The following is a 16485-nucleotide window of genomic DNA, read 5'->3' as shown; positions in this document are numbered from 1 at the left end:
ATCAGTCTTCCCGCAGGTACTGGTACAAGGTTTCGCGACTGATGCCGAAGTCACGGGCCACCAAGGTTTTTTGATCGCCTGCCGCGACTCGCTGTTTCAACTTGGCAATTTGTTCGCTGTTCAGCGATTTCTTTCGTCCCCGGTAGGCACCGCGCTGCTTGGCCAGCACGATTCCCTCGCGCTGGCGTTCGCGGATCAGTGCGCGCTCGAACTCCGCAAAAGCCCCCATGACCGACAGCATCAAATTGGCCATCGGTGAGTCATCGCCGGTGAACGCCAGCCCTTCTTTGACAAACTCCATCCGCACGCCCCGTTGTGTCAGCCCCTGAACGATGCGGCGCAGGTCATCGAGATTGCGTGCCAACCTGTCCATGCTGTGCACCACCACGGTGTCGCCCTCGCGCACAAAGGCCAGCAGCCTTTCAAGTTCGGGACGTTGCGTGTCCTTGCCGGAAGCCTTATCGGTGAATACCTTACCGACTTCGATTTGCTCCAGTTGCCGATCAGGGTTCTGGTCGAAGCTGCTGACGCGGATATAGCCGATACGTTGACCTTGCAAGATGCCTCCAAAGGTAAAAGTGTCAGGATGAAATCTATTACCCTTGGCGGCCTGTGTCAATAAATACAAACTACAACTCTATTCTGACGTGCTTTGCGCCAAGCATCTGACATCAGGTTAGGGTATAGCTTAACCGGACACCTCGGCCTCTGTGCCTTTACTGCTTTTCGGTACAACCGTCAAGAACAGGCAGAGCGCTCCGATAGTTATCGCCACATCAGCGAGGTTGAAGGCGGGCCAGTGCGCAAGTCGCCAATGGAAGTCAAGGAAATCAACAACCTGTCCACGCAGCACACGATCCGCGACATTGCCCAGCGCACCGCCGAGGATCAGGCTGTATCCCATCGCTTCGAGACGGGGCAATTGCTGGCACAGCATGCGTCCCAGCCAAGCAGAAACGACCAGGCCCAGCGTGATGAAAAAGTAACGTTGCCAGCCGCCAGCGTTCGCCAGAAAGCTGAATGCCGCGCCGGGATTCAGGACATGGACGAAGTTGAAGAAGGGCGTGACTTCGACCTGTTCACCGTAGGCAAACGTGCGGGTGATGGCGAACTTTGCGAGCTGATCGGTCATGACAGCACTGGCGGCCACTGCGAACCAGACCCAAGTCGATGTGCGGCGAGCCGATTGCCACACAGGGGCGGCCAGCGGCATCAGCCACCCGGCGAGCGCCGTGCAACTCAATCCAAGTACCCACCCCGCCAGCACATCGGCAGGAAAGTGCATTCCGGCTGCGATGCGTGACCAACCGACCAATGCGGCGTACAACACCAAGCCGATGCGGCCACGACGGCCTATCAAAGGCCAGAGCGCGCCGACCACCAGCGCGGCATAGGTGGCATGCCCGCTGGGCAGGCTGTAGTGTCGTTCGATGCCCCCGATAACGCGCACCATGTCGCCAAAAACGGCAGGCGGGCGTGGAAAGTCGATCCATAGCTTCAAGATGGTGGCGACGAGAAATGCCAACGCAAAGGCCACGCTAAAGACTCTGAGTCTGTACCGGATGGCATCGGCCCGCGTTGGGTCAGGTGCCGACTTTGACCATCCCCACATCGCCAAGAGCATCAGTGGTGCAGTCCAGTAGTTGCCTATCACAAGGTTGAAGAACGATGCCAGCGGTTCCAGCGCTGCAGGTGTGCTCATGTTGATGGCTTGGAACAACGCGATGTTCAGACCACCCCAGTCGTAGAGAAAGAATTTCCAGCTCATTTGCGCAACAGCCTCAAGCCATTGCCAACGACGAGCAAGCTGGCCCCCATATCAGCAAACACCGCCATCCACATGGTCGCTTGACCCGTGAAGGTCAGCACCAGAAATACTGCCTTGATGCCAAGGGCCAGCACAATGTTTTGCATCAGCACCTGCGCCGTCGCACGCGACAGGCGCACGAAGGTCGGAATCTTGCCCAGGTTGTCGTCCATCAGGGCCACGTCAGCGGTCTCGATGGCGGTATCTGTGCCAGCCGCTCCCATGGCAAAGCCGATGTCCGCACGCGCCAAGGCCGGGGCATCGTTGATGCCATCACCGACCATGCCGACCTTGCCCTTTATGGCCAGTAGCTCAACTTCGCGCAGTTTGTCGTCTGGGAGCAGATTGCCTTGCGCACGGTCGATCCCGGCTTGTGCGGCAATGGCCTGTGCCGTGTGGGGGTTGTCGCCGGTCAGCATCATGGTGTTGATGCCCAGTGCATGAAGCTCGGCAATGGCGCTCCTGCTGCTTTCCTTGATGGTGTCCGCTACGGCAAATAAGGCATGAACCCCTTTTGCGCTGACCAACATCACGACAGTTTTACCCATGGTTTCCAGCGCCGCGATGCGCTGTTCCAGCTCGGGAGTACGCTGCCCCAGCTCTTCTAGCATCCGCTGGTTGCCAAGATGGTAGGTTTCACCGTTGATTTGGCCCTGCACACCCCGACCGGGCAGCGCGTTGAATTCGGCCACGTCGAGCAAGGCAACCCCGTCCGTCTGCGCGGCCTGTGCCACCGCCTTGGATACAGGATGGTCCGAGCGGGCCGCCAGACTGGCAGCGATGCTGCGGCTGTCCGAGGCGAGTGCATTGCCCCATGTGACAAAGTCGGTCTGTGCGGGCTTGCCGTGCGTGATCGTGCCGGTCTTGTCCAGAGCCAGCCAGCGCAGCTTGCGGCCTTCTTCCAGATAGACGCCACCTTTGATGAGAATGCCGTGGCGGGCGGCGGCGGCCAGGCCGCTGACGATGCTGACCGGTGTAGAGATCACCAGTGCGCACGGGCAGGCGACCACCAGCAGAACCAATGCACGGTAGATCCAGTCGAGCCATGCCGCACCCATGAACAGCGGCGGCAACAACGCGACGGCGATGGCAACGCCGAATACAACGGGGGTGTACCAGCGGGCGAACTGATCGACAAAACGCTGAGTCGGCGCACGACTACCTTGCGCAGCCTCTACCGCGTGAATGATCCGGGCCAAAGTGGAGTTGTTGGCCAAGGCGGTGACGCGGTACTCGAACGAGCCGGATTCGTTGATCGTGCCAGCGAACACCGAATCACCGGGGGATTTTTCGACCGGGAGGCTTTCACCCGTGATCGGGGCTTGGTTGACGGCAGAGCGGCCTTCCAGCACCTCACCATCAAGGGCGATGCGCTCACCTGGTTTGACCCGGACGCGGGCGCCGATGGTGATTTGCTTGGCGCCCACCTCGCGCCATGTGCCGTCAGCCTGCTGTACCGTGGCCTGTTCCGGGGTCAGGTCGAGCAGGCCACGGATAGCGTTACGAGCGCGATCCAGCGATTTGGCTTCGATTACCTCGGCCAGCGCGAACAGTACCATCACCATTGCCGCTTCGGGCCAGTGGCCGATCAACATGGCACCCGTGACCGCAATCGACATGAGGGCGTTCATGTTGAGATTACGGTTCTTGAGCGCAATCCACCCCTTCTTGTAGGTGGAGAGGCCACCCGTGAAGACCGCGACAAGCGCCAGAACGACAACCGACCAGTGATTGCCGTTGTGGAGCCAGTAGACCGCCTCGGCCGCCGATGCAGTGACCAAGGAGATGCCCAGCGGCCACCAGTTGGTCGGCGTGGTCACAGGGGCGGCGGATGGAGATGCGACCTCTGCCGTGTCCACGACCTGCGCCTCGAATCCAAGCGCTTGCAGTGCCACGAGCACGTCTGGCAGAACCTGGTTCGCATGGCGTACCGACAGCGTGCGCTGCATCAGGTTGAAATCGAGATCAGCAACACCGGCCACGGTGCCGAGCTTGTTGCGGATCAACGTCTCTTCGGTCGGGCAATCCATCTTGGCAATGGACAGCTTGGTCGTCTGCTCGGCCGACGCCTGATCCATGCGCACAGCTTGCATGCCGATGGCCTTCAGCGCCTGCTCGACGGGAGACAACGAAGGCAATTCGTGTCGCACGGCCAAGGTACGTTGCATCAGGTTGAATTCAAGACCCGCCACCCCCGCCAGACCGGCCAGTTTGCTTCGGATCAGCGCCTCTTCGGTCGGGCAATCCATGTTCTCGATGCGGTACACCGCTTGAGCCGATCCGGTTGCCAGCGGGGCCGGTGCCGTGGGTTGGATGATCGGCTCAGTCGTGCAGCCACACCCCTTTGAAGCGCATTCGCTCATGAGTAACTCCTGAAAATCTTCTATTCAGCCTCCATTAAAATCTCTATAGTCACTATAGAGTCAAGTGATAATTGGAGATTGATGCATGGAAATCAGAATTGGCGACCTCGCCAAGCGCTCTGGGTGCGAGGTCGTGACCATCCGCTACTACGAGAAGGAAGGGCTACTGCCGAAGCCAGCGCGAAGCGGTGGCAACTTCCGGCTGTACGGTGAGGCGCACATTGAGCGCTTGCAATTCATCCGTCATTGCCGTTCGCTCGAGATGACGTTGAGCGAGATTCGCGCATTGCTGGGTCTGCGAGACAACCCGATGCAGGACTGTGGGGAGGTCAACACGCTGCTGGAGGCCCATATTCAACAGGTGGAAATGCGTGTGTCCGCGCTGTTGCAGTTAAAACGGCACTTGGTTGATTTGCGCGAGAAGTGTTCTGGCTCTCGATCTGTAGAGGCGTGCGGCATTTTGCAAGGGTTGGGCAATTGCAATTGCCATGGTGAAAGTGCCACGAACAGTCAAACATCTGGGTAAGTAAGGGCTTAGCGTGCTTTATTTTCCGTTTTCTGAGGCGACCCCTTGATAGCTGATTTCTTAGCGGAAAGAGGCTTAACACTCTCCGAAGAGAAAACGCATATTACCCACATCAACAATGGTTTTGACTTCTTAGGGTTTAATCATAGGAAGTACAAAGGAAAATTGCTCATTAAACCGAGTAAATCCAACACGTTGTTGTTCTTAAGTAACCTGCGCGAACTCATCAAAAAGCACGCAACCATCCCTGTTAACGACCTTATCAAACTGATAAATCCGAAACTAAGGGGGTGGGCGAATTATTATCGTCATTGCGTTGCTAAACAAGTATTCGGGTATGTTGGGCACAAACTATTCTATTCGTTATGGCACTGGGCAGTAAGGCGCCATCCAACAAAGTCTAAGACTTGGGTAGCCCTTAAATACTTCATCAACCGAAAAGGCCAATGGCAATTTCACGGTTGGCAGAAGGTCAAGGATATGGATTGCCAATTCAATCTATTCCAAATAGCCAAAGTGCCTATTGAGAGACATGTGAAAATTCGAAGTGCGGCTATACCATTCGATCCTCAATACCAAGAATACTTGGCTAGGAGAAAATCGAAAAGGCAAGCTCGTAACGCTTGGAATGAACCTGCTCTCACTGCTTTATAAGTTGCTGGGTATCAAACGATACCTTTGTGGAGGCTTGAGCCTAGTGCAGTGAAAGTTGCACGCTGGGTTCTTAGGGGGACGGCACTTGGCAACAAGTGTCGTCTACCCGACAAAAATGTGCTAACTCTTAACCTGAACATTCACCAAAAGCGACAAAAAATATCAAACTATTATATAAATGATCAAACATTATTAAGAATTATCAAACTATTATATAAACGCACAACTTGCTCTGAGTTTACTATCGATTGCCAAATTGAGTAACGCTAGTTGCATAAGGCTATTTTCTATTTCTAGCCTAGTTCGAATACGCCAAATCTCTTCGAGCCGAAAAGGCTTTTTGACTCCGCTATGATTTTTTTTGTTTGATGAGACCATGGTGACCTCCTACTTTATTGATTGGTCATCATAAGTGTAGCTAATAGTACTTTCGCTAATGAGGATGTATTGTAAGTCAGGATAATCGCGTTTGAGTTTTGGCTATGTGCAGATGTTTTTACACTCAACGAATGAACACTGGGACACCATTACCAAAGCGATTCACATGATTATGCGACCATTTCAAGTTAACTAACTCAGACTCTCATAATGTGTAATAGTAAACAATTAGGATGATGGTGCAATTGCCATGATTACCAACAGGCTTCTAAGTTGGTAGTGCCGCCTTTAGACGCCTTGTTCTTATCCTAATTTAGTAAGAACAATGGTTGCGACTACTTCAATTAGAAGTAGTCGTTTGACAATCACTATTTCATTACTTACCGCTTATTAAAAGCCCTTATTCTCAGATACTGCAACGACATCACCATCGTCATCAATTCTAAAATATAATGTCTGTTTAACTTGTGAGTTCGTAGCACTCACGACATAACTTCCTTCATGAACATTTACAATATTTACATCTGCATTGTTAATGGTTTCCCATGAAGATGGCAGCTTACCAGCCTCATAACCTAAATCTTTGAATGTCATTTTATTTATTGTTTTAATGGTAATGCTAATTACCTTCTTCTCATTCATATGACTATTTCTTGAATGATCCATGCTTTTCATTCTATCTAGATGCGCAAAAGAATAATTACAATTAAAAGAAGTAACGATAACTAAAAAAGCAAATAAATATCTCATAAATATGCCCTTATTATTTTAAACTAAGTATCTAAATGCCACCAATTGGAAGGATTGTGTCAATTGGACTAACGTAAACCCACCCAGAAATTTCCGTTCCAATTTTACCTATTTTTCTAATAATTGATATAACTTCATCTACTTGTTCATCTTCACATATAAGAGATAGCTGAACTTCAGAGATAGTAACACCAGCTTCAGAAGAATATGCTAACTCACTTTCCCGAAGAGCTTTCAATGTTCCTTTGACATCAAATATTGATATATTTCCGTAGCCAGAATCTTGTAATGCTTGTATAACATCGGCAGACCTTACATGGTGAATTAATGCAGTAATTTTTTTCATATTTTTACCTGTCAATTTGAAATTATATTTAAAGGGATTACGGACAACTCGAACACCGCAATCCCTTCTTCATACTTAAATTTTAATTACTATTTTAGCTGTTTCGTCTTTCGCCAAGTAAGTCTGTACAAGCCAGGTAATACTAATAAAGTGAGTAATGTTGATGAAATGATCCCACCAATAACGACTGTAGCTAGTGGTCTCTGGACTTCTGCACCAGTGCTAGTATTAAGCGCCATTGGTAAAAACCCTAATGCTGCAACAAGTGCAACCATCATAATTGGTCTTAATCGCAACATTGCACCAGTTTGAATAGCTTGATCGATAGGACTTCCACGATCCAGTTCATCTTTAAATGCAGATACCATCATAACCCCCGTCAAAACAGAAACGCCGCACAAAGTAATAAAACCTACACCAGCTGTAATAGATAGAGGGATATCACGCAACCATAAAGCTATGACGCCTCCAGTAAGGGCTAGTGGTACTCCACTAAAGACTAAAGCTGCGTCTTTTGCTGAGCCAAATGTCATCATTAAAAGAGCAAATATCATTATCAATGTTATAGGCACAAGTATAGTTAAACGATCAGAAGCAGATTGTAATTGCTCAAAAGTACCACCGTATTCTAACCAATATCCTGGAGATAATTTGACTTGCTCAGCAACCTTACTTTGTACTTCTGCAACAAATCCGCCTAGATCTCTACCACGGACGTTCGCGCTAACGACCAATCTTCGTTTTCCATTTTCACGTGAAATCTGATTAGGGCCAGGTGCTAAAGTAAGTTTAGCGACTTCTCTTAATGGTACATAACCACCTTCAGGTAACGGAATAGGTAAACGCTCTAACGCTTCTAAATTTCCTCGAACCCTCTCATCAACCCTTACAACGATTGATAAACGTTGATCACCATCAAAAATCAAGCCAGCACTCTCACCTCCCGTTGCAGCAGCAACTACATCTTGGACATCCGAGACGTTTAAGCCTAAACGGTACATAGCAGCTCTGTCAGCATCAATTGATAAGATGGGTAATCCAGAAACTTGCTCTACTTTTACGCCTTCAGCCCCTTCAATACTACTTAACACTTTTGCTATTTCAGCACCTGAACTCAGTAATTTAGATAAATCATCTCCAAAAATTTTTATACCTAAATCAGATCTGACACCTGAAATCAATTCGTTAAACCGAAGTTGAATAGGTTGGCTTATTTCGAAAGCATTACCTGGTAGTAAGGCTAGTTTTTCACTTATTTCTTCTAAAAGTTGAGCCTTAGTCTTTTCAGGATTTGGCCACTCACTATGATCCTTAAGCATCACATAACCATCAGATATATTTGGCCCCATAGGATCACTCGCAACCTCTGCAGTACCAACTCTCGAGAAATAAGTTTTAACCTCCGGAATCTCTAGAATTGCCTTCTCCAACTTAAACTGCATATCTAATGATTGAGTTAAACTGGTCCCTGGAATTCGAAGTGCTTGGATCGCAATATCGCCCTCATCAAGATTAGGAACAAACTCGGTTCCCATTTTTGTTGCAACAAATCCGACTAAAATCACAAATATCAATGCTATTGAAATTACAAGTACTCGGAATCTCAACACAATCGACAAAATTGGCAGATATAATCGTTTAGATTGACTGACGATAAAGTTGTCTTTTTCTTCTATGTGGCCTGTCATAAACAAAGCGACTGCCGCAGGAACAAAAGTGAGAGACAATACAAGTGCAGACAATAAAGCCATGATTACGGCCATTGCCATTGGAGTAAACATTTTACCTTCGACACCTGTCAGCGCCAAAATTGGCAAATTGACCATAATAACAACTAAAACACTTATCAGACTTGGAGTAAACACTTCACGGGTAGCCGTAAAGACGGTCTGAAAACGTTCATCCAATGTCAATATTCGCCCCAGGTGATGCTGTCTTCCTGCCAGCCTTAAAATACAGTTCTCAACTATGATTACAGCACCGTCAACAATTAACCCAAAATCAAGTGCACCTAGACTCATGAGATTTGCGCTTACTTTGGTTTCTACCATGCCAGTCATCAACATCAACATCGATAAAGGGATCACCATGGCAGTTAATAAAGCAGCCCTAACATTACCCAGCATAACGAGAAGAACGACAATGACCAACACAGCACCTTCAGCTAAATTGGTCTGAACTGTTGCAATCGTCTTATCTACCAATACAGTACGATCGTAAACTGGTTCAGCAATCACACCTTCTGGAAGAGTTTTATTAATCTCAAGCAATTTTGCTGATACTGCCTGAGAAACAGTTCTACTATTTCCGCCAAGCAACATAACAGCTGTGCCCAACACAGTTTCTTCGCCATCGCGAGTTGCAGCACCAGTTCTAAGCTGTTTACCAAACCCAATCTCTGCAACATCACCTACGGTAATAGGAATTCCATCCCTACGAGCAACAATGATCTGCTTAATCGATGAAATATCAGTAACCTGACCTGGAGCACGGATCAAATATTGTTCACCATTTTTCTCTATATACCCAGCACCTACATTCGAATTATTTTTCTGCAACGCAGCGACTAAATCATCAAAACTAATTTGGTAAGCCAATAGCTTTGAAGGTTCTGGTGTAATATGAAACTCCTTTTCATACCCTCCGATTGTATTTACTTCAGTAACCCCCTCAACCAAACGCAATTGAGGACGAATAACCCAATCTTGCAATGTACGCAAAGCTGTTGCATCGTAAGGTTGTCCATCTGCTTGCAAAGCCCCTGGCGCTGCATGAACTGAATAGTGAAAGATTTCACCTAATCCAGTTGCAACAGGTCCCATTACGGGCTCAATACCTGACGGCATCTCACTTTTAGCTTGTTGCAAACGTTCGTTAATAAGATTCCGAGCAAAATAAATATCAGTTCCTTTCTCAAACACAACAGTAACTTGTGAGAGTGCGTAACGAGATAGCGATCTAGTACTCTCAACATAAGGTAAACCTGCAATTGACATTTCAACCAAATAGGTGACTCGCTGCTCAACTTCTAGTGGTGAATACCCAGGTGCTTCTGTGTTAATTTGAACTTGAACATTGGTAATATCAGGTACAGCATCAATAGGAAGATGTTGATAATTCCAAACGCCTAGTGCACCCGTTAGCAAAACAAAAAACATAACCAACCACCGGCGGGTTATGGAAAATTGAATGAGTTTATCAATCATTTAAAACTCCTATTTGAAGCACACAACCGATTATGTCTAAATTTAAAAACATAAATAAGGTATAAAGGTAAACGAAGACGCATAAAAAATTTAATGCCCATGTTCAGCATCCTCTTTCCCCAACTCAGACTTCAAAACAAAGCTATTGTTACTCACATACATTTCACCAACCGACAAACCCGTTAGAACTTCACTATATTGACCATCTGTTCGACCAAGGCTCACTTCGCGTGGTTCAAACCCAGATTCACCTTTGACAAAAACTACATTTTTATCTTCAATAACTTGTATTGCTTCATTACGTATAGAAACTGGCGCATTTATTTCATCAAGTGTAATGTTGGCATTAACAAATAAGCCCGGCTTCCAAATGTTGTTGCTGTTTTCAAGTAGAACACGAGCTTTAGTGGCTTGGCTTTGCACTTGTCCAAATGGTGAAATATAAATAATTTTACCTTCTGAAATATTTTTTAAATCAGTACTTTGTATGTTAACCGTCTGATTTAATTTGACCAAAGGAAGATCCTTCGGAAATATGCTTAATTCTACCCAAACAGTAGAAAAATCTTGAATCACCAGTAAAGGAGTTTCATTTGTTTTCTCTCCAATATTTATATTTCGCTGTGTGATATATCCATTAATTTCAGAAGTTATTGAATAGTTTTTCAAGCTTTCATTTGCTTCAACAATTAACAATGTTTCACCTTTACGGACCGGATCACCGATGCTCTTCTTTACATCACGTACCACACCATCAAATCTGGCATTAACCACTTGCAAACTTTCAGCATTAGTAGCAACCAAACCATAAACAGGTAATACATCACGAATAACATTGGCACCAACGGTGCTAACCACTATTCCGGCATGCTGTATTTGCTCGTTAGATAATTCTATATGCCCTTCCTCTTCATGTTCTGATTCATCTCCATGACCAGACTCTGCAAAAATAGACCCTGTAAAAAATAAGAAGCTGGTTAAGAATAGAACTTTTGTAAAACTAGAAATTAATTTCATTGAGATATTCCTGATAATTTGATGTTCTCGTTATATTGCGAGCTAGCTAAAGGCTCTGATGTCAATTGTTCGATTTCTGCACCATAAGTTAATGCTGAACCTGCAGCTTCAATTAATGTACGTCTTGCACTTAACAACTCCTGACGAGAGCTCACATAATCCAGATAACCGTACCTTCCACGCTGATATGCATCTTGAGTTTCAATCAGTGCTTGCTCTAAAGAAGGGATGATGGTGGAACGCAATGAGTTAACGACTAAAATAGCTTGTTTTCTATTGTAAAAAGCTCGAAATAACTGATTATGCATATCCAATAACATGACATCACGTTTTACGAATACTTGATTTTTTTCTGCAATGGCTGTTGAAATAGCACCTTGATTCCTAGAGCCAGAAAATAAAGGCATACTGAAGCCAGCTACGAGTGCTGTATCGTTTGTATCTTGAGCTCGACGAACCCCCACAGACCAACTAATGTCAGATTTTGACTGTGTTTTAGCAACACGTATTTCAGCATCTTTTAAACGAGCTTCTGATGCAAAAATCTCTATTGCAGGGTTAAGTTTGACTCTTTCAAACAATTGTTCAAATGAGATATCTTCCCCAAACTGAAATAAATTCCCCTCAACATTCTCAAAGTCAGGTGAGGATGATCCCCACAAACTCGATAACGAAACTTTTAAGTAAGATAAGCGTTGCTGTTCGGCAAATAATGATAGCCTGGCTTGCTCTAAGGCTGCTAATGCTCGTTTAACTTCTGCATCGGGTGTAGCACCTGCAGCAGCGCGTTTTTTTACAATATCCAAAGTATCAATGCTTAGTTGAGTAGCCTCCTGTGCAAGAACAACTTGTTCTTGTGCAGCAAGTACATCAACATAACGACGAGTAACATCACCAAGTAAAGCCAGTGACTCAACCTGCCTGCTTGCTTCTAATAATGACAATTCAGAAGATACAGTCCCAATTCTAGCTAAACGCTTGTTATCCATTTCAAAAACTGAGGATAAAGCTATAGTGAACTCAGCTCCACTAATACCGTTGTAATTTCCAGTTCCTCCAACATTTTCAGTATCAAAACCTAATTCATAAGCAGGTGATAATTTAGCAGTTTCCATTTGACCATTCAGAGCATCAATTCGATACGGAAAAAATTTAAGAGAAGGATTTTGTGATAGTGAACGCTGCATTGCAGTTGGCAGCGATATAGCTTGATCTGCCGATGATGCTCTTGCTGCGCTGATTGTAAAGGAGAATGCCACAAGGAAAACACACGAAATAATCCGTATATTATAAATACGACTCGAGAGCTCCAAAACTAGTTTTGGAGGACGATTTAACATTAACATATTGTAATACCTAATTATTTAAGATATAAAAATGCGCAAACTCTATCATTTGCAAAAATTGACTTAGAATAAAAATTAGGCGATCGGAGGACGAATTGAAGCTGAAAAAGGAGTTTCTGGAATAGAAAATAAATATGAGTTGTATGGAGCGTATTTTGTGAGGATATCAGTTTCAGCCTCATAGACACTTAACAAATAGATATGGCAATGACTACTGTGGTGGTGGCAGTGAAACATTTCATTTGAAGAAGGAATATCAGTCGTAGATACATCATGAACTGGAGGTGTTTTGATAACTGATACATTATTATCGATTGGTGTACTTGATAAAATCTCAGCATAAGCTTTTAGCGGGTGAGCATCGACAATATTTGTCATAGGTTGAAACACAACCCATACAAAAATTAAAATTGTCGATACTAATTTAATCATGCTAACCCCAATTTAGATACATTTTGATTTTAACATTCCCCATAAAAAAATCAATGCATATTTAACTCTGTTCAAGACTGATGGCGGTGTTTTACCCGCTGAATATTAAACCTGTTATTTAAGAATGTACAAGAGCCTATAAAATTTTAAAGTTAAAATTAAAGTTAAATACTCGCGAATGACGAGGTGAACTCAAGTACAATTCGATAGCAACGCTTCACAGTGGTAGTCATCGATGACATTAAAATCTGCCTGAAAACAAGTTATCGCTAATAAAATGCATTGACTAGGATTCATTAGTTTTGCTGGAACGGTATATGTACAGGCTCTGTACAAAGTTTTAAGTAAATGCAGCATTTTTAACAAAAATACTCACATACAAGCTCTTAACGTATCATCATTCCGTTTCAAAAACTTGATTTTGTTACTTTATCAAAATAAATACTGTCCATTAATCTGAGCTGAAGTAAGTGCAACAGTTTCTCTTATAGAGATTTCTGGTATATCGAGCTTGAGTAAGCCAACTTAATCACATCATACCGGATTGCAGCTAACGATCATCATCATTAGCTAGCTCATTATTGAAGAATATTACAGTGACTGGAACAAATTTTTATTATTACTTTATTCACGTAAGTTAACTTAAACACGAAGCAATCTTTTAGCAGTGAAGGACTACTGATTACACATTAAAATTCATGTTATTAATAAACGCTCCAATATAATACATGTTGTTATTAGACCATATGTATTGTAGAAGCCCTTAAAATCAATACTCATAGCATATATGCACATAAATAACTCCTCCTAAGCCGCGTATTTCCAGCTGCAATAGCTGTTGAGCTAAAAGCCAGTAAAAAGAAAGGTAGACCAATTTTAAGAAGGTTCATCGAATGCTTCAAGCTAAGGAACAGTGATTAGCTAATGTCTGATTTATCTAATTAAACCAAGCATATGAGTGATACTAACAGTGAAAACATTAATCAAAGCAAAAACCTAGTTAGCACTTAATGCTGGGTACACTGAACCATTTGGTTGTGTATTGTGGCGTTAGCAAATCACGGCGCATTGACCACTTGTGCTCTATGCCTTGAGCTGCTAGAAACATCGTATCACTGCCATAGCGTTGGTTAATGTCATCTAGCGTATTCATCAAAGCGGGATTAGCCTTTGAAGGGTTAAATAAATCGAATTGGTTATGTTTTTCGCTAGCTAAATCGATAAGCCCTATACCGATTTTGTAATAATGTACGAACTCACGAAATAGCTTTGGTGCGGCCTCACTCATAGCTTTGGTTAGCTCAACAGTGCAGTTGGTTGGACATGGAAAATGTACAATAGCTTTATAGCTTACAGGCCGTTCATCATGGGGTGAATTACTGGCAAAAATCAGCAAGGTCTTGCAGTTTGAACCTTGCTTACGTGCTTTACTCGCTGCGATAGCAACATGCTTACTCAATGCTTGTAATAACGACGAATAATCTGTGATGCGCTCACCTACGCTTCTAGTCGAAAATATCTGCTTTTTATCTGCCCTCGACTCATCCCATATTTTACAGGCTTGGCCGTTAAGCTCACGAACGGTACGTTCTATTTCAATACTAAATTGCTTTCTTGCCAGTGTCGGCGGCATAGACGCAAGTTGAAACGCAGTACGGATATTCATTAATTCAAGCTTCTTACTTATTCGGCGGCCTATCCCCCATACATCCCCTACAGCAAGCTGCTTTAAAATAGCTATACGCTCTTGCTCATTACTAATGAAACAAACTCCTTTGTAGCCCTCAATCTTCTTAGCTGCATGGTTGGCTATTTTAGAAAGAGTAAGCGTTTCACCAATACCCACACAGACTGCTAGCCGCGCTTCTTTCCACACAGCACGGCGGATTAACTGGCCTTGCGTAAGGAGGCATTTGATAGCGGGATAGCAGTTTTTAAAAGAGAGGAAGCTTTCATCAATAGAGTAGACATGTTGCTCAGGGGCAAAGCGGCCAATGATATCCATCATTTTGCTAGATAAGTCAGCATAAAGTTCATAGTTTGAGGAACAGACAATAACACCACGTTTGGCGCATAAGGCTTTAACTTGAAAGTAAGGTAGAAACTTCCCAATTCCAGCCTCTTTAGCTTGACGATTAGCAGCAACAATCATCCCATCGTTGTTACTCAACACAATAACAGGCTTACCACGCCAATCAGGGCGAAAGACTTGTTCTGCACTGCAATAGAAGCTATTCGCGTCAACTAGAGCAAACATCTAATTACCCCACAACAAAGGGCTTTGACGGTGGCAACGAATAGAACGTGTGACTACGCCTTCAATACTAAAATAATCGTATTCATGAATTGTGACAGGTTGGTATTGTTGATTAGAGGAATGGAGAACACGCAGCTTGGTATCTAGAATCTTGCAGACAAACTCGCCATTAAAATTGGCAACTATTACATCGCCGTTTCGACCGTCTGGTAATCTCCCCATTTTTAGCTGAGGTCAAAAGTAGAGACTTAGGCCACTAGTGCCAGTTTTTGCTTTGGTGGGACACCACCAATTGCTGTATTGGGTCTTTCATTGTTATAAAACCATAGCCATTGTGTCGCATGTTCCTGTACCTCGGCAATACTATTCCAAAGATATTGGCTCAGCCATTCGTATCGCACAGTCCGATTATAGCGTTCTACATAGGCATTCTGCTGTGGATTGCCAGGCTGAATAAATTTCAGTTCTACATTGTGTTTTTCAGCCCAGGCAGCCAGTACCGCACTTATATACTCTGGACCATTATCACTGCGTATCTGTTTTGGTTTTCCACGCCATTCGATGATTTGATCCAATGTTCTCACCACACGCTCCGCAGGTAAGGAGAAGTCGACTTCTATCGCCAAGCCTTCACGGTTGTAATCATCAATCACGTTCAATAACCTAATGCTGCGACCATCTTCCAGTTGGTCGTGCATAAAGTCCATGGACCAACATTCATTGATTGCCTCTGGCACCGCCAATGTGTCCGGTTTATCACGCTTCAAGCGTTTCCTCGGCTTAATTCGTAGATTTAGCTCCAATTCTCGGTAAATCCTATACACCCGCTTATGGTTCCATCGGTAGCGTTTCACGTTACGTAAAAAGTAATAACATAGCCCAAACCCCCAACTCCGATGGGTTGATGTCAGTTGCTGTAACCAGTCGGCTATTGCAGCGTTTTCATCACTGAGTTTTGCCTGATAGCGATAACAGCTCTCACTGAGTCCAAACAAGGCACACGCAAATGCGATCGAAATGGCTCACCGCCTTTTGCGCCAGCTCCCGCCGCCGCGACGGCTTTACCACTTTTTTTCGATGGCCTCTTTGAGTATTTCAGCTTTGAGTCGCTCTTCGGCATACATTTTTTTGAGTCGTGAATTCTCAGCCTCTAACTCCTTCAATCGCGCCATCATAGAAGCGTCCATGCCACCGAATTTGGCGCGCCATTTGTAGAAGGTCGCAGAGCTCATGCCATGCTCACGGCAAAGCCCCGGAACTGGGGTGCCAGCTTCGGCTTGTTTAAGGATTGCTAGGATTTGGCTGTCGCTAAATTTTGATGTTTTCATGCAGAATCTCCCTGCGTATATATTACGAGAAAATTCTACTTTTGAAATCTACTATTTTTAGGGGGGATTAGCCCA

At 45.0% G+C, this 16485-nt stretch carries 11 protein-coding genes and 4 pseudogenes; 2 read left to right on the top strand and 13 right to left on the bottom strand.

Annotated elements, in window-relative coordinates:
• Position 1 precedes the first annotated feature (1 nt).
• From SFRI_RS17840 to SFRI_RS17830, 3 genes are all read right to left on the bottom strand, one after another.
• A complete protein-coding gene (locus tag SFRI_RS17840) occupies positions 2–559 on the bottom strand; it encodes a recombinase family protein (protein ID WP_004213590.1) in 558 nt (185 codons plus the stop codon).
• A 129-nt stretch (positions 560–688) separates the two neighbouring features.
• Complete coding sequence (gene lspA / locus SFRI_RS17835) at positions 689–1768, bottom strand: signal peptidase II (protein WP_011638892.1); 1080 nt, start codon at positions 1766–1768, stop codon at positions 689–691.
• Positions 1765–4170, bottom strand: coding sequence for a heavy metal translocating P-type ATPase (locus tag SFRI_RS17830; protein ID WP_011638891.1), 2406 nt, complete (start codon positions 4168–4170; stop codon positions 1765–1767). Before SFRI_RS17830 ends, lspA begins: the two co-directional genes overlap by 4 nt.
• An 85-nt stretch (positions 4171–4255) precedes the next feature.
• Here SFRI_RS17830 and cadR point away from each other — a divergent pair, with 85 nt between their 5' ends.
• Together cadR and SFRI_RS17820 are read left to right on the top strand one after the other, a co-directional pair.
• On the top strand, positions 4256–4696 hold the full coding sequence (gene cadR / locus SFRI_RS17825; protein ID WP_011638890.1) for a Cd(II)/Pb(II)-responsive transcriptional regulator: 441 nt from the start codon (positions 4256–4258) through the stop codon (positions 4694–4696).
• Between the two features lie 42 nt (positions 4697–4738).
• Positions 4739–5350: pseudogene (locus tag SFRI_RS17820) on the top strand (group II intron maturase-specific domain-containing protein); the annotation flags it as partial.
• A 228-nt stretch (positions 5351–5578) separates the two neighbouring features.
• On the opposite strand, the pseudogene SFRI_RS21355 reads toward SFRI_RS17820, so the two are convergent.
• The 10 genes and pseudogenes from SFRI_RS21355 to SFRI_RS17780 all read right to left on the bottom strand — a co-directional run.
• Positions 5579–5728, bottom strand: a pseudogene (locus tag SFRI_RS21355) (integrase); the annotation flags it as partial.
• 390 nt (positions 5729–6118) lie between these two features.
• On the bottom strand, positions 6119–6478 hold the full coding sequence (locus SFRI_RS17815) for a DUF6488 family protein (RefSeq protein WP_011638887.1): 360 nt from the start codon (positions 6476–6478) through the stop codon (positions 6119–6121).
• A gap of 31 nt (positions 6479–6509) precedes the next feature.
• Positions 6510–6824, bottom strand: coding sequence for a P-II family nitrogen regulator (locus SFRI_RS17810; RefSeq protein WP_041413220.1), 315 nt, complete (start codon positions 6822–6824; stop codon positions 6510–6512).
• A gap of 89 nt (positions 6825–6913) precedes the next feature.
• On the bottom strand, positions 6914–10030 hold the full coding sequence (locus SFRI_RS17805) for an efflux RND transporter permease subunit (protein WP_011638886.1): 3117 nt from the start codon (positions 10028–10030) through the stop codon (positions 6914–6916).
• A gap of 90 nt (positions 10031–10120) precedes the next feature.
• Positions 10121–11047: an efflux RND transporter periplasmic adaptor subunit gene (locus SFRI_RS17800; RefSeq protein ID WP_011638885.1), complete on the bottom strand. Its 927-nt coding sequence runs from the start codon at positions 11045–11047 to the stop codon at positions 10121–10123.
• Positions 11044–12393 carry a TolC family protein gene (locus SFRI_RS17795; protein WP_011638884.1) on the bottom strand — a complete coding sequence of 450 codons (1350 nt, stop codon included), beginning with the start codon at positions 12391–12393 and terminating at the stop codon, positions 11044–11046. Before SFRI_RS17795 ends, SFRI_RS17800 begins: the two co-directional genes overlap by 4 nt.
• Positions 12394–12468: 75 nt before the next feature.
• Positions 12469–12825: a hypothetical protein gene (locus SFRI_RS17790; protein WP_011638883.1), complete on the bottom strand. Its 357-nt coding sequence runs from the start codon at positions 12823–12825 to the stop codon at positions 12469–12471.
• A gap of 1000 nt (positions 12826–13825) precedes the next feature.
• Positions 13826–15082 (bottom strand): Y-family DNA polymerase, encoded by a 1257-nt coding sequence (locus tag SFRI_RS17785; protein WP_011638882.1) that lies wholly within the window; start codon positions 15080–15082, stop codon positions 13826–13828.
• A pseudogene (locus tag SFRI_RS21795) lies at positions 15083–15283 on the bottom strand (LexA family protein); the annotation flags it as partial.
• Positions 15284–15330: 47 nt separating this feature from the next.
• A pseudogene (locus SFRI_RS17780) lies at positions 15331–16410 on the bottom strand (IS3-like element ISShfr8 family transposase).
• Positions 16411–16485 lie beyond the last annotated feature (75 nt).

Source organism: Shewanella frigidimarina NCIMB 400 (assembly GCF_000014705.1).
Lineage (GTDB): Bacteria > Pseudomonadota > Gammaproteobacteria > Enterobacterales > Shewanellaceae > Shewanella > Shewanella frigidimarina.
Note: the sequence above shows the minus strand (reverse complement) of the source record. Positions and strands in the feature narration are given on the sequence as shown.